This window comes from Nostoc sp. DedQUE08 (genome assembly GCF_034530895.1).
Taxonomy (GTDB): Bacteria; Cyanobacteriota; Cyanobacteriia; order Cyanobacteriales; family Nostocaceae; genus Nostoc.
Genome location: NZ_JAVRCD010000004.1, coordinates 195,531 through 210,319 on the forward strand (window position 1 = coordinate 195,531; position 14,789 = coordinate 210,319).

Here is a 14,789-nt window from a genome sequence, read left to right on the forward strand (position 1 = left end):
AAATTTAGGCTAAATAAGCCGCTTCGATGTGTGCTAATGTCCCTGGAACGCCAAAACAGATTTTGTGCATTAGGTGTTCGCGGGACAATGCTGCTTGGAGAGCTTGACGCCGGGGTAGACACAGGGTGTCTTTTACCATCTCCAAAACATGTCTGGGTTTTTCAGCAATTCTCCGTGCCATATCCAAGGCTAAAGTCATAACTTCCTCAGCTGGAACTATGTAGTTAAATAAACCTCGTTCCTTGAGTTCTTTACCTTTGTAGAGCTTGGCGGTGAGGAGCATCTCGCTAGCAAAGTGATGTCCAACCATTGCTGGTAAGACAGATAAGATACCCATTCCGGGGGTAAATCCCAAATCTGTAAAATTAACTCCGTACCGACTGTTTTCGGATGCGATCGCCAGATCGCAGTAGAGCGCTAACGCTATGCCACCTCCCACAGCATGACCCTGCAAAGCTGCAATAATTGGTACGGGAAAGCTGAGTAGTTGGTTGGGCAGTGATAAATCTTTGACATCTGCATTGCCACTCACAACTTGTTTGATGGTGTCCAAGCTTGCTCCCGCGCAGAAGACATCCGATCGCCCACTCAAAATCAAGACTTTCAGGCTCGGTTCTGTCGCTAGATCGGTCAGGGTTGTCATTAATTCATCACATAGTTCTTCGCTCAAACGATTTTCGTTTTCAGGGTCATCGATTTGCAGTTGGAAGATGCCGTCTTCTAGGTTGGCGAGCAAAACTTTAGACATGGGTTTTTCCCCTGTACTTTTGAAACCAAGGTGGCGAGAATCCCTCGGTGAAACTTTGAATTCCTTCTAAGACCTGCGGTTGTGCTAACCATGAAACAAGTTGATTCAGGGCAATATTGGTTTGTCGCTGTAAATCTGACCCATAGAGTTGTTCAAAATATTGTTTACTGGCAGCGATCGCTTCGGGAGAAGAACGAAATAGCCGTTGTAATTGTCGGTTCAAGGTGGTAGCCATACCTTCAGTTGCAACTTCATCCACTAACCCAAATGCTTTGGCTTCTAGGCTGTCAATACCCCGACTGCTGAGGGTTAAATAATTGAGCTGTGCTATGGTCAGACGACGCAGCAAGAAGGGTGCAATTAGAGCCGGAATCATACCAATGATGACTTCTGGCAACATAAATATTGCGTTCTCGTTGGCAATAACCAGATCGCAAGCCGCAACTAAACCTAGTCCTCCACCTGTAACATTACCTTCAACGCAGGCGATTACGGGTAAGTGAGAATGGCAAATTAATTGCAGACAATTTATAAAGGCTTGAAAGAGTTCTATTTGAGGTCTTCCTCCCTGCTGTAATATCCATTCCAAGTCAAGTCCTTTGCAGAAGTCAGTTCCCTCAGCCCGAAGCACGATCGCCCGACAAGATGAATCAGCGATCGCAGCTTGTAACGCTTGACTAAGTTGATTAATTAAAGATGGATTGAGTGTATTACCTGTTTGGGGCTGCACCAAGGCAATCTGGGCAACTCCTGAATCGATTTTATATCGGACGGCCTCTACTATTAACTCCATTTATATTGCCTATAGTAATTTTCAACATTGCTTAACACAAGTAAACCTTGACCTCGATAGCGTTTTTCATAGCGTTCATCTAAATAGTTTTCTAAGTTAAAGTCTCGGCGATCGCTATATTTTTCACGGGTCAATTCACTAGCTTCATAATCTGCAACGGATAAACGAAGTCGCTGATTGAGGTGTTCGTCAATGTTGAGCGATCGGACAATTTCAGTTGCAGTATTCCCAATGGTGGCGCTGTAGAATTCTGCTTGGCAGCCACCACCATAGGCAAACAAAGAAATGCGATCGCCCGGATTAAGATCCTTGGCATAATTCAAAAGACTTAACAAACAAATAAAATTGGAACCTCCATAGGAACTACCAATTTGTTGAGCAAAATGTATACTTTCTGCAACTTTTGATTGAAAACTTAACTTAGCAGCCGCTTTGCCTACCGCCTCAAATCGGTTGAGGATGGTGCGATGTGCCTGAAATGTCATTGCTGGAAAGGGCGCATGATAAATGTGTTTTTGGAAATCAGCATCATAGTCTACAGAACCCACGATTTGCTCGTAGTGACTGAATGCTCCCTCCAAAGCATCTAAATAAGAGTAAAGACTCGTTTCACTTTTGATAACTTCGGTGTTAAAAGTGGGGCGCAGATAGTCAGAAATCTCCTTTGTCCAGTAACCGGCCTTATCCAGTTCAATTTCGAGAATTTGGGGATTGGCGCTAACGAGCATCGCCACTGCACCACCTCCGCAGATAAACTCCTGGTCGGTATTGAGCGTGACGCTGCTGAAGTCCGTGTTAATTACCAATGCCTTTTTTCCAGGTCTCGCCCCTGAAGCTACCCAGGAAGCGGCCATTTTGAATGCCGCAGTGCCACCGTAACAAGCATGTTTCACCTCGAAGTTACGGCAATTAGGAGACAAATTACAAAACCGATGTACCCAAGTGGATAGGGATTTACCACAATCAACCGCAGATTCTGTACCGACAATTAGTAGTTCGATATCTTCCAGGTCTTGAGGTGATAAGAGTTGTTTGGCTGCATTCACCGCCAGAGTAATAGCATCTTCATAGACCGGATAAACCGATCGCGTTTTGCACATTAAGCTATCGGCAATGTGCTGGAAGTTTTTACCACGCGCTTCGGCAAGATCGGCAATATCTAGATAGAACTGCCCTGAGTACAGATTGAGTTTTTCGATTCCTATAGGCATAGAATGTTGGCTAATTGCTGACTGGGAACAGTGGGGTATTTTTTATTTGGAAGTTCTTCAAAGAGAGTCAATCAATTTTGGATTTGGGATTTGGAATTTTGGATTGAGGAATTTTTAATCTAAAATCGGCAATCTAAAATCTAAAATTGAAGCGGGGCTGGGCATGAACCAAAAAATCTAAAATCTAAAATCTAAAATTCATTGTCAATCCAACAGCGTTGGCGCTGAAAAGGATAAGTGGGCAGGGCAACTCGTTGTCTGGGAGAATCTCGATGAAATTCTGACCAATTAATGTTTGTACCCTTCTCGTATAAAGTAGCTAAGGTGTCGAGGAGCGATCGCCAGTCATCATGCCCTTGTCTTAAAGAAGACAACCAAGTAGCAGTGTTTTTAGGTAGACACCGCTTACCCATACTTGCTAGGGTATCTGTTGGGCCAATTTCCAGAAAAATATTATACCCTGCTTCTGCTAAAGTCTGGATACCTCGATCGAAACGCACGGGCGATCGCAGTTGGGAGCGCCAGTAGTTAGCATCTAGTACCCCTGCCTCGAATTCTCCCGAATGATGAGAGATAAAGGGTAGACAAGGTGGATGAAACTGCATTTTCCTCAAAGTCTGCTCAAAGGCATTTTGGATGGGGTCTACTAAGGGTGAGTGAAACGCGTGGGCAACATTCAACTCGCGAGTCATAATGAAATCGGATTCCAGACGGGCGATTGCTGCTGAAACCGCTTGTCTATCGCCCGCAATCACAGTTTGGCTAGGGCCGTTAAAGGCCGCAATGGCAACAGTATCCTGGTACGATGCGATCGCCTCCTCTACAATCTCTTTAGCTGCAAACACCGCCACCATTTGCCCTTCTCTAGCTTGTGTTGCCATCAGTCGCCCCGGTTCGGCACTCAAGTACAGTCCTTCCTCCAAGCTAAATACACCTGTCACGCAAGCAGCTACATACTCTCCGACGCTATGACCCATCACCGCATCGGGTTCAATGCCCCATGACTGCCACAATTTCACTAAGGCATACTCTACGGCAAATAGAGCAGGTTGGGCGTAGGCAGTTTCATCTAGAAGATGAGGCGCTGAGTTTCTTTCCCTTTCCCCTAATGGATACAGTACTTCCAACAGTGGCCGATCCAAATAAGAGCGTAAGATGCGATCGCAATCGTCTAAGGCAGCACGGAAAATAGGTTGGCTGTTGTAAAGTTCCCATCCCATACCAACGTATTGCGAACCCTGTCCAGCAAACAAAAATGCAATCTTCGGGCGATTTGGCTGTAGCTGTCCTGTCGTCTGTTTGCTAGTGGCGAATGTCCTCAGTTGGGAAATTAAATGGGGTAAATCGCCTGATGAAACGATGGCATGACGATAGTTAAAATGCGATCGACCGATATTAGTTGTGAAACAGATATCAGGAATCGATTGAGCAGCATAGTTTTCTAAACTATCTGCATAACAACTTGCTAGTTCCCGTAACGCTGTCTCAGTTTTTGCCGAAAGCGTCAACAGCGATTTGATATGCTCCCCTGCCCCCCCTGCTTCCCCTGCTCCCCTGCTCTCCTCTGGAGCTGCTTTCAGTACTACATGAGCATTGGTACCGCCAAAGCCAAAGGAATTAACGCCAGCAAACCGAGGCTTGATATTTATCGGGCGATCGATTGTGGGAATCAAAAATGGTGTTGACTTGATGTCAATATGGGGATTGATGGTTTTGAAATGTGGATGAGGGGGAATTTCTCCGTGTTGCAAACAGAGAACAGTTTTGATGAATGCGGCAATCCCACCAGCAGCTTCTAGATTGCCAATATTAGTTTTCACAGAACCGAGTCCGCAGGGTTGGTCGAGGTTTCGCCCCTGTCCTAGCACCCCGAAGATTGCTTGTAGCTCGATGGCATCACCCATTGGAGTACCCGTACCATGTGCCTCAACATAATCAATTTCATGGGATGCCACCTTCGCATTTGCCAATGCTTGCCGAATCACTGCTTGTTGAGCCAACCCATTTGGTGCAGTTAGGCCAACACTGCGACCGTTATGATTTACGGCAGTTCCCCGCAGTAAGGCTAAAATGCGATCGCCATCTTTGACTGCATCTGAAAGACGCTTCAGGATAACTACCCCACATCCTTCTCCTCGGACGTAGCCATCGGCTGTAGCGTCAAAGCTTTTGCAACGTCCATCAGATGACATCATGCCAGCCTGAGAAAAGGTAATATTCACCTCCGGTAACAACATAATATTCACACCGCCCACCAATGCCAGATTTGACTCTTGATGCCGCAGACTTTGGCAAGCGGTATGAATGGCAACCAGGGACGACGAACAAGCAGTGTCAATTGTCACGCTAGGGCCTCGCACATCCAAAAAGTAAGACAGCCGATTTGCCGCCATACTGTTAGCAATTCCGGTGCCGGCTCTCGTGGGAATTGCGGTCATGGCTTTGTAATAATCACAAGTGGCAATTCCCACAAATACGCCAGTCTGAGAACCAGCCAGTTGTAAGGGGTCGTAGCCAGCGTTTTCTAATGCCTCCCAACTTACTTCTAATAGCAGTCGTTGCTGGGGGTCAATGGTAGCTGCTTCGCTCGTGGAAATTCCGAAAAAGCCGGGATCGAATTGATTGATGTTTGTTAAAAAGCCACCCCAACGGGTGTTAGTTTTGTCATAACTACTTAGATCGGGATCGTAGTAAGCATCTACATCCCAGCGATCGCTAGGGACTTCGGCGATCGCATCACCACCATTTTTGCATAACAGCCATAACTCCTCTGGAGAGTTAACTCCTCCAGGAAAGCGGCAACCAATACCGATGACTGCAATCGGTTCAGTTGCAGCATGTTCGAGGGTATCGAGCTTTGCTTGTAAGGCTGATAGCTCCAGCAATGCGTTCTGCATCAATTGCCCATAATCTCTGGTTTCTGAAGGACGACTCATAGCAGTTTTCCCTCTCTGATTGATGCTAGTTTTGCAGCCAGCAAATCTGCAATTTCGTCAAGCGATTGGTCGGGCGATGACAATTTCACTCTCTTTTCTAATGATTCTTGCAGTGAGGCTTGTTGTTCTAAACTCTCTGAGTTAGAGGCTGATTCTTGTGGTTCTAAGAGCGACAACACTTGCGTTTCTAGATAATTCGCCAACGCTGCTACCGTAGGATAATCAAATAGTGTGGTTGGGGAAAGAGAACAGCCTAAACTATTTTGCAATTGGTCTTTCAACTCCGTAGCAGTTAATGAATCCATCCCTAATTCAAAGAACCCTTGCTGCAAACCGATGGACTGGGGTTGCTTTAAGCCTAAAACTTTGGCTACTAATAAGCGGACATGAGTGACTAATTCCTCCTGTCGCACTCGTGGAGGCTTTGATACTAGCGATTGGATAAATGTTGATTGTGGGGTGTTGATGGTGGTAGCAATGGGCGATGGAAGATGATTGTGGTTAACTGGGTTATCGGTGCTGATGCTCTGAGCCAGAATAACAACCTGTTGGAATGAATCGCCGATCGCCTCGCAATCAGGCGCAAGATGCACAGCCCCTTGAAACCCACAATCAGACAACAATTCCAGCCAGTCGGTCACTGCTAACAAAGGGTAGAATGGTCGCAGCTCGTAGTCTGAGAATTTCCACCACCCTGGCGTTAATCCAAAGACCAAATCTAACCAGCGTCGGGGACTTGTTCCCTCCAGCAACACTAACAATCCTCCTGGTGCTAACAGGCTGCGAACGTGACGTAAGGTTTGCTGTAAATCCTCAGTTGCGTGCAGGACGTTTGCTGCCACAATGATGTCGTATTGATGGTTAGTAAATCCCTGAGATTGGGGGTCTTGTTCGATGTCTAATGACTGATAGCGGATAAATGGGTAATCCCGAAATTTCTCTTGAGCCTTGGCAGTGAACCACGTTCCTAAGTCTGTGAAGACATATTCCGTTCGCTCTGCTGGAAGATGAGGTAGGAGGTAAGCAGTTGTTCCGCCGGTTCCGGCTCCAATTTCCAAAATGCTGACTGTAGCAGTGGAAATCGCGGTTGAAATTGCCTTTTGGACTAGGGCGTTCATCACCTTTGCGCCGGGGGAATCTTGGTAAAGCTGGGTTAATGCTGTCAAATCGCCTTGGGGAAATAGCAACTCCAGGGGGCGAGTTTCACCTCGGAGTACTTGAGCCAGGTGCGAACCGCAACGCTCTAGCAGTGTCAGTTCTGCATTTGCTTGGGGATATTGCGATCGCAAATTATCCAGTTGCGCTTCTGGTGTGGGTAACTCCAGTATTCGAGTTACTTCCCACTGATTACCAATTCGCTGAAGAATTCCTTCTTCAACCAGCATTTCCAACAGGCGCAAAGCAAGTTTCTGATGTTGTTCGATGACTCCTAGTTTGGTGAGTTGGGGGATAGAATAGCGATCGCCTAGTTGCAAATTCCACCCCATCTGCCGGAATGCCGCCACCACATAAAGGATACTCAGTGATTCTAAAGTACTTAGAGCTTCCCCATAGTGTTTGAGACTGAGTTGGGCTGTCAATTCACCCAACTGGGGTACGAGCAAACGCTTGATTTCTGCTGGCGAACAGAGCGATTCTCTAGCAGTCACGCTACTAGATGCAGTTTCCATCCAGAAACGCGATCGCTCAAAGGGATAATTAGGCAACACTACCCGACGATGTTGAGAGCCATGATGGAAGCCTACCCAATCGATGGATATTCCAGACTCGTACAAAGTTGCCAAACTGGACAACATCTGCTGTGAATTTGATTCCTTTTTGAGGCTGGGAAGCCAGACATAATCGTTACTCGGTAAGCACTGGCGACCCATCCCCAACAAAATCGGTTGCGGCCCTACTTCCAAATACGCTAAAGCTCCCAGTTCTGCTAGAGTTGCCATTCCATCAGCAAACCGGACTGGCTGCGTCACATGTTTTACCCAATATTCAGGCGTGGCGATCTCTGCTTTTGCCAGTTGACCTGTGAGATTAGAAATAAAGCGAATATCGGGGTTTGGCAAACAATAGTTTACTTGCTGGACAATTTGCTCAAACTCCGCCAGCATGGGTTGCATCAATGGCGAATGAAAAGCATGGGAAACCTCAAGTGCTTTTGTCTTCACTCCCTTTGCTTCTAACCTAGCCACAGCCGATGTCATAGATTCAGATCCACCTGAGACGATCAGATGTGCGCCGTTCATTGCCGCGATCGCCAAATCTGAATACTCATCAATAATGCTCGATACTTCTTGCAACTGGGCAAACACCGCTACCATTGCTCCCACAGACGGTAACGCTTGCATCAGTCTCCCTCGTGCGGCAATCAACTTCAGTCCATCTTCCAGACTAAACACTCCTGCTACACAGGCAGCAACATACTCGCCGATACTGTGTCCCATCACCACACTCGGTTTGATTCCCCAGGACTGCCATAGCTGGGACAATGCATATTCCAGAGCAAATAAAGCAGGTTGAGTATAAGCAGTTTCATTAATAGAGGCTTGAGTTGGGTTTTCTAACTCACTACTTGGATATAGAATCTCTAACAGAGGTTGATTTAAGTATGGCTGTAAGATTTCAGCACAGCGTTCTATAGCTTGCCGAAAAACAAGTTGCGTGTTGTAAAGTTCCCGCCCCATGCCGATATATTGCGAACCTTGACCGGTGAACAGGAAAGCAACTCCCTGACAACGATCGCCTGTTTTAGAAGGTGGTGAATTATAAATGAACGCTGCTAGTTGCTCGCAAAATTCCTCAGATGATTCTGCAACCAGAGCTAGTCGATGGTTAAAATGCGATCGCCCCACATTGCTCGTATAACAAATATCCCCCAGAGCTACTTCTGAATGAAACTCCAAAAATGCCACATATCGCCGAGCTAATTCCCGTAACGCTATGTCACTTTTTGCCGAAATTGTCAACAGGGATTTTGGATTGTCATCAGCATCATCCAATCTAAAATCTAAAATCGGCAATCTAAAATCGGAGGGTGCTTCCTCCAAAACAACATGGGCATTCGTACCGCCGAAGCCAAAGGAACTTACTCCTGCAAAACGTTGCTCCCCAAAATCAGACCACTTCTGAGTTTCGCGGGGAATTGAAAAAGGCGTGTCTTGGATGGTAATCTTCGGATTTAACTGCTGGAGATGAAGCGTACCGGGAATCTCTTGATGTTGCAAAGCTAGTACAACTTTAATTAAGCCTGCAATTCCGGCTGCTGATTCTAAATGACCGATATTAGTCTTCACCGAACCGATCGCACAAGGTTGCTTTGGGGAACGACCTGATATCAGCACTGATTGCAACGAATTAACTTCAATCGGGTCGCCCAAGGCTGTACCTGTCCCGTGAGCTTCCACATAGCTAATGGCTGCGGGTGCGATTCCAGCATTAACAAGCGCCTGATGGATAACGGCTTGTTGGGCAATTCCTCTAGGAGCAGTCAGCCCATTGCTGTGACCATCCTGATTGACTGCCGAGCCGCGAATCAGCGCCAGGATATTATCTCCATCTTCGATCGCATCAGTCAAACGCTTCAGCACTACGATTCCACAACCTTCTCCCCGGACATAACCATCTGCATCCGCATCAAAGGTTTTACAACGACCATCCCCCGACATGAATCTTGCTTGGGAGAGGGCGATTGTCATTTGGGGGGTGAGAATTAAATTAACACCACCTGCCAAAGCCAAGTCACATTCGCCTAAACGTAAACTTTGACAAGCCTGGTGAACTGCAACCAAAGATGAAGAACAGGCAGTATCGACAGCCCAACTGGGGCCGTGCCAATCGAGCTGATAGGATAGGCGGTTAGCAGCAATGCTTAGAGCATTACCTGTACTGGCATAGACATCAATATCAGACAACCGATCGAACTGGAATCGAGCATAGTCATTGGTACTGATGCCGATAAATACACCACTGTTGCTGCCTGTCAAGCGATCGCTTGCTAATCCAGCATTTTCTAGTGCCTGCCAACTCACTTCTAGTAACAGCCTTTGCTGCGGGTCCATCCGCTCGGCTTCACGAGGAGAAATGCCAAAAAACTGGGGGTCGAATTGGTCAACTTGCTCGATAAATCCACCCCAACGAGTACTCATTTTCCCTGGTTGGGCGGGGATGGGGTTATAGAAAAGATGAGAATCCCAACGATTGACGGGAATTTGCTCGATGGCACTTTTACCATTTCGTAGTAATTGCCAAAAAGCTTCTGGGTTATTAGCTCCAGGAAAGCGGCAATCAAGACCAATAATCGCGATCGCCTCCACAGATTTGAGATTTTGTCTCGGTTCTGGAGATTTTCGCTGTTGGGATATTTCTGTGAGATAGGCTGATAGAGTTGCGATCGTCGGGTAATCGTAAGCCAAAGTAGGCAACAACTGACAACCTAACCAATCTTCTAAATCTGCTGACAGGCTGACTGCGGCAATAGAATCCAACCCATAATAAGCAAATGATTCACGCGGATCTATTGATTGGGGTGCAATGTTTTGTCGCTGAGAAATCTTATTTACCAACCAGTCTTGAATTTCCGCCGCTCCCTTGTCTCCTGACTTGCGACTTCTCAATTCTCCCTGCTCCCCTGCTGCCGGGTCACTGAGCGGCTTGCCCTGAGCGAAGCCGAAGGGAGTCGAAGTGCTGCCCCCTGCCTTCCTCCACTGTCCCACCACTTCCAAAGTCCCCGCTAAAAATCCTGCACGAGTGGCATAGCGCTGAATCTTCCCACTAGAAGTTTTGGGGATACTGGCTGGTTTCAACAGCAAGACGGCATGAACTTCTAACTCGTGCTGTGTTGTGACTGCTTGTCGGATGCAGCCAATTACCTCACTTGCATCAAGCTTCCGCATAGCAGTTCGCTCGACTTCACACGCCACAACGAGTTGTTCTTCACCGTCTACCTCGATAGTAAATGCGGCTACTCCCTGCGTTCCCAAAGCCGAATGACTATTTGTAACTGTGAGTTCAATGTCTTGAGGATAATGATTGTGTCCTCGAATAATAATTAAATCCTTGAGTCTTCCGGTGATAAATAGCTCGCCGTCTTGTAAAAAACCTAAGTCTCCTGTGCGGAGAAACGGGCCTTCCCCTGTATCTGCTAAATAAGCTGCAAATGTATGTTTTGTTTCCTCATATCGCTGCCAATAGCCTTGGGTGATACTTGCTCCTGCGACCCAAATTTCGCCGACTTCATCCGGTAAACATCGCGTCAACAATTCAGGATGAGCGATCGCAATTTGGGTATCGCCCTGTTCACTCTTGCCACATCCAACTAAAAGCCGCGTCTTGGAATCCTCTGCTGTTGCCAGCATTACCCGATTTTGTGCCAGTGCGGTTGTCTCTACCTCGATCGTTATTGGCTGAGTTTGTGCCTCTACGGTAGTCACTTTCAGCGTCGCCTCAGCTAGCCCGTATGCTGGACAAAAAGCTGTTTCTTGAAACCCACAGGAGGCAAATGCTTTGGCAAACCGTTGGAGTGTTTCCGCTTTGACTGGCTCGGCACCATTGGAAGCAACTTGCCAAGAACTCAGATTTAGGCTAGCACGTTGTTCTGCGGTAATTTTCCGAAGGCATAGTTCATAGGCAAAGTTGGGTGCGCTGCTATGGGTTGCCTGGTAGCGGGAAATAGCTTGCAGCCAGCGAATCGGACGCCCAATAAAGGACACCGGCGCCATGATATAGCAAGGAAAGCCGTAGTACAAAGGTTGGAGTACTCCATAAATTAGCCCCATGTCGTGAAAGAAGGGAATCCACGTCACCATCACGCTATTGGGTGTGTGATTCCAACCTTGGTCAATGTAGGCTAAATTGTGCAGCAGATTGCTGTGGCTGACCATCACTCCTTTAGGCATTCCCGTAGAACCGGAGGTGTATTGCAGGAACGCTAAAGTATTTCCATTGATATTAGGTGGTTGCCATTCCTGTGCGATTGCCTCAGAAATCCCATCGCTTGCCAACACTTTTAGAGATGCTAGTTCTGGATTGTCTGCAAAGTAGTTCTTAACGATTGGCAATAGTGCTGTTGTTGTCAGGATGGCAGTTGCTTGGGCGTCGGAAACGATCGCACCCAACCTAGCAATTGACTGATTTTGCCGAGGGGGATAGGCAGGAATCGCGATCGTACCAGCATATAAGCAGCCGAAAAAGGCAGTAATAAATTCTAAACCAGGTGGGTAGAGCAGGAGTACGCGATCGCCTGACTTTGCAAATGTTTGCAAGTAGGTAGCGATCGCCCTTGCCTGTTTATCCAATGCTCCATACGTGAGTCTACTTCCCTCAGATTCACCATCTACCAAAAAGGTATAGCCTAGCGTCTGAGGTTGTCCAATAGCTCTGTAGCGCAATACGTCTACTAGCGTCTGACTAGTATGTTGTTTTTCCATGCACGGCTACTCCTAAAACCTGGAAATTGTTCAGAACGCTAATCTCTGGCAAATTGACAAGCAAAGCCAACATCTGCTAGTAAATAGACCTCTTGCAAAAGTCGTCTAACACCCCACCCCCAACCCCTCCCCGCTTGCGGGGAGGGGAGACAAAGCGTAGCTTTGGCGGGGTGGGGTTCTTTCTTATTTTTGATTTATGCAAGAGGTCTAATGAAGGTATTAAAAATTTATCAGACTGATGAAGCCATCAGTTTGATAAATCTTGGTGTTCTCCAAAAAATCTTAGTGTTCTCCGAGAAAATCTTGGTATTGTTTAGAATACCAAGATTTCACTCTTTATGCACAAATTTTATAAATTCTCAACTATTTAAGGGATGACTTTTATATCAAAATAACTTAAGAGTTATCGCAGGAGAATTGTGGAATTTCTATTTAAATTAGCAGATGCATTCAATTTAGTGAAGCGATCGCCGTCCTGAATCTTACCCCAATAATAAAGCGACAGGTCTATTTATGATCCAACGATCTTATGAAGAGAATGGCATAGCAGAGAATCAACAGCTAATTGAGGAACTGAAGGCCCTGCGGCGAGAGGTAGCTGAATTAAAAACAGAAAAAGCTGCTTTCCAAGCTCAAAAAAAGCTGCTGGAGCATTCAGTAGCAACAATCATCCGCGCTTCACCCGAAGAAGAGATGTTGAAAGCTACTTTACAAGACACGTTAGATGTTTGTAGTCAGCTTACTGGTGCCCAAAAAGGCAGTCTATTTTTACTCGATCGCCAGGGTGCTGTCACCGATAGTATCCTCACGCAAAGGGAGACAGCACTAGCGGAGCGCGATCGCCTGATTGGTTGTGTTTTAGCACAGGGGCTTGCTGGTTGGGTATACAGACAGCGCCAGATAGGATTGATCGTAGACACTGAAACCGACGATCGTTGGTTGCAGTTGCCCAATCAGCCTTACACTGTACGTTCAGCATTAGCTGTTCCCATTCTCAGAAATGAAGAGGTGTTAGGTATTCTTACCTTACTACACCCAGAACCGGGGCACTTTAGCCCAGAAATTGCCCATCTGATGCAGCTCACTGCTGACCAAATCGCTATAGTTTTAGAAAATGCCCAGCTCTATGGGAAAATTGAAACTTATTCCAAAGCGCTCAACTACGAATTAGAAAAAGGGCGGCAAATCCAGAGAGATTTTCTACCCAACGAAATCCCACAGCTACCTAATTTAGAGATTGCCACGTTTTTCTCTCCTGCGCGTCAAGTTGCTGGCGACTTCTACGACGTTTTTATGCTACCTGGCGACTACTTGGGGCTAGTTATTGCTGATGTCGCCGACAAAGGTGTAGGCGCTGCCTTATTTATGGCTTTGTTTCGGAGCTTAATCCGTATTTTTTCGGGACAAATTAGTTTGGGCGGACTCTCTATTATTGCCAATGAGGCGGAATTATCGATTTTACTGGAGTCAGAGATGGCAACCAATTTATACCAAATTAACCCCCTGAAAGCAGTAGCGCTCACGAATAATTACATCGCCCAGCAACACGCCCAGATGAGTATGTTTGCTACGCTGTTTTTTGGCGTGCTAGATCCGGCAACTGGCATTCTCACCTACATCAATGGTGGACACGAAACTCTGTTTGTTGTTGGTGAGACTGGTATCAAAGCCAGTCTCAACTCAACCGGGCCAGCAGTAGGGATGATGCCTAATATGAAATTTAAAATTCAACAAGTACAGTTGGAACCAGGCGATATCTTAATTGGCTATACCGATGGAGTAACTGAGGCACGTAGTCCCAGCGGTAAGTTTTTTACTGAAAAGCGACTGCGATCGCTCCTAGATCGACCTGCGCTTTTGCCATCTCCTCTGCTAGAGCGCATTACAACCGATTTGTTCGCTCATATCAGCAACGCACCTCAGTATGATGACATCACAATGCTGATTGTGCAGAGAAAGGCATCAGACTAAAGTTTCATCCTTTCACTTACCCCCAATCTGTAAAATATGGAACCTTTAACTGTGCCTGGAACACTGGACTCTTTAAAGGCGATCGCAGAATATGTGATGGCAGCAGCAATGGTAGCAGGTTTGAATAAAAAAACCTCCTATAGACTGCGTTTGGCGGTAGATGAAATCGCTACAAACATCATTAATTACGGCTATCAGGCAGCAAATCGCCAAGGCATTTTGATTTTAAAAGCCGATTTTGACGATCGCTCCTTGAGCATTACGATTAAAGATACTGGTGTTCCCTTCAATCCTACCCAGAAGTTAACTCCAAATGATTTGAACAAGTCGCTACAGCAACGACAGATTGGCGGTTTGGGAGTTTATCTAGCTCTGAAGAGCGTAGATCGGTTTATTTACCAACAAGACGGAAACCAAAATTGTAATATTTTAATTGTAAATCGTGACGACGGATTGGGAATCAGTTAAGTCAATTCGCAGGAATTTAAATTATAAAAAAACAATGAATTTAACTAGATACAACAAGATTTACAAGTTAATTGATTTTTATTTACATAGTTTTGTTTTTCGACACCGTTGCACTTAAAACTGAATGATTTTTGGACAAAAATCTTCCTAAAACTTGCTAGCAAATATTTACAAACCTTTAAGTCCAATTTTTGCAGATTCTCTTTTCAGGTTACTTGTTACAAATGGTCACGAAGTTAGTAA

The 14,789-nt window shown here is 46.1% G+C and carries 7 protein-coding genes; 2 read left to right on the forward strand and 5 right to left on the reverse strand.

Annotated elements, in window-relative coordinates; all coding sequences use genetic code 11:
- Positions 1 to 4 precede the first annotated feature (4 nt).
- From RMY64_RS04445 to RMY64_RS04465, 5 genes are all read right to left on the reverse strand, one after another.
- Positions 5 to 748: a polyketide synthase gene (locus tag RMY64_RS04445; protein WP_322699406.1), complete on the reverse strand. Its 744-nt coding sequence runs from the start codon at positions 746 to 748 to the stop codon at positions 5 to 7.
- The gene (locus tag RMY64_RS04450) at positions 741 to 1,541 is read right to left on the reverse strand and encodes an enoyl-CoA hydratase/isomerase family protein (protein ID WP_322699407.1); all 801 of its coding nucleotides are present in this window, start codon (positions 1,539 to 1,541) and stop codon (positions 741 to 743) included. The genes RMY64_RS04445 and RMY64_RS04450 overlap by 8 nt, the downstream gene beginning before the upstream one ends.
- Complete coding sequence (locus RMY64_RS04455; protein ID WP_322699408.1) at positions 1,532 to 2,752, reverse strand: hydroxymethylglutaryl-CoA synthase family protein; 1,221 nt, start codon at positions 2,750 to 2,752, stop codon at positions 1,532 to 1,534. Before RMY64_RS04455 ends, RMY64_RS04450 begins: the two co-directional genes overlap by 10 nt.
- 191 nt (positions 2,753 to 2,943) lie before the next feature.
- Positions 2,944 to 5,688: a type I polyketide synthase gene (locus RMY64_RS04460; RefSeq protein ID WP_322699409.1), complete on the reverse strand. Its 2,745-nt coding sequence runs from the start codon at positions 5,686 to 5,688 to the stop codon at positions 2,944 to 2,946.
- On the reverse strand, positions 5,685 to 12,107 hold the full coding sequence (locus tag RMY64_RS04465; protein WP_322699410.1) for a polyketide synthase: 6,423 nt from the start codon (positions 12,105 to 12,107) through the stop codon (positions 5,685 to 5,687). The genes RMY64_RS04460 and RMY64_RS04465 overlap by 4 nt, the downstream gene beginning before the upstream one ends.
- Positions 12,108 to 12,620: 513 nt before the next feature.
- On the opposite strand from RMY64_RS04465, the gene RMY64_RS04470 reads away from it, so the two are divergent.
- The gene (locus RMY64_RS04470; RefSeq protein ID WP_322699411.1) at positions 12,621 to 14,078 is read left to right on the forward strand and encodes a GAF domain-containing SpoIIE family protein phosphatase; all 1,458 of its coding nucleotides are present in this window, start codon (positions 12,621 to 12,623) and stop codon (positions 14,076 to 14,078) included.
- Between the two features lie 36 nt (positions 14,079 to 14,114).
- Positions 14,115 to 14,546: an ATP-binding protein gene (locus tag RMY64_RS04475; protein WP_322699412.1), complete on the forward strand. Its 432-nt coding sequence runs from the start codon at positions 14,115 to 14,117 to the stop codon at positions 14,544 to 14,546.
- Positions 14,547 to 14,789: the final 243 nt, after the last annotated feature.

What these genes read in the sequence shown, in the direction of transcription:
- RMY64_RS04445 (WP_322699406.1), bottom strand. Translation starts at nt 748, where the DNA reads ATGTCTAAAGTTTTGCTCGCCAACCTAGAAGACGGCATCTTCCAACTG.
- RMY64_RS04470 (WP_322699411.1), top strand. Translation starts at nt 12,621, where the DNA reads ATGATCCAACGATCTTATGAAGAGAATGGCATAGCAGAGAATCAACAG.
- RMY64_RS04450 (WP_322699407.1), bottom strand. Translation starts at nt 1,541, where the DNA reads ATGGAGTTAATAGTAGAGGCCGTCCGATATAAAATCGATTCAGGAGTT.
- RMY64_RS04465 (WP_322699410.1), bottom strand. Translation starts at nt 12,107, where the DNA reads ATGGAAAAACAACATACTAGTCAGACGCTAGTAGACGTATTGCGCTAC.
- RMY64_RS04460 (WP_322699409.1), bottom strand. Translation starts at nt 5,688, where the DNA reads ATGAGTCGTCCTTCAGAAACCAGAGATTATGGGCAATTGATGCAGAAC.
- RMY64_RS04475 (WP_322699412.1), top strand. Translation starts at nt 14,115, where the DNA reads ATGGAACCTTTAACTGTGCCTGGAACACTGGACTCTTTAAAGGCGATC.
- RMY64_RS04455 (WP_322699408.1), bottom strand. Translation starts at nt 2,752, where the DNA reads ATGCCTATAGGAATCGAAAAACTCAATCTGTACTCAGGGCAGTTCTAT.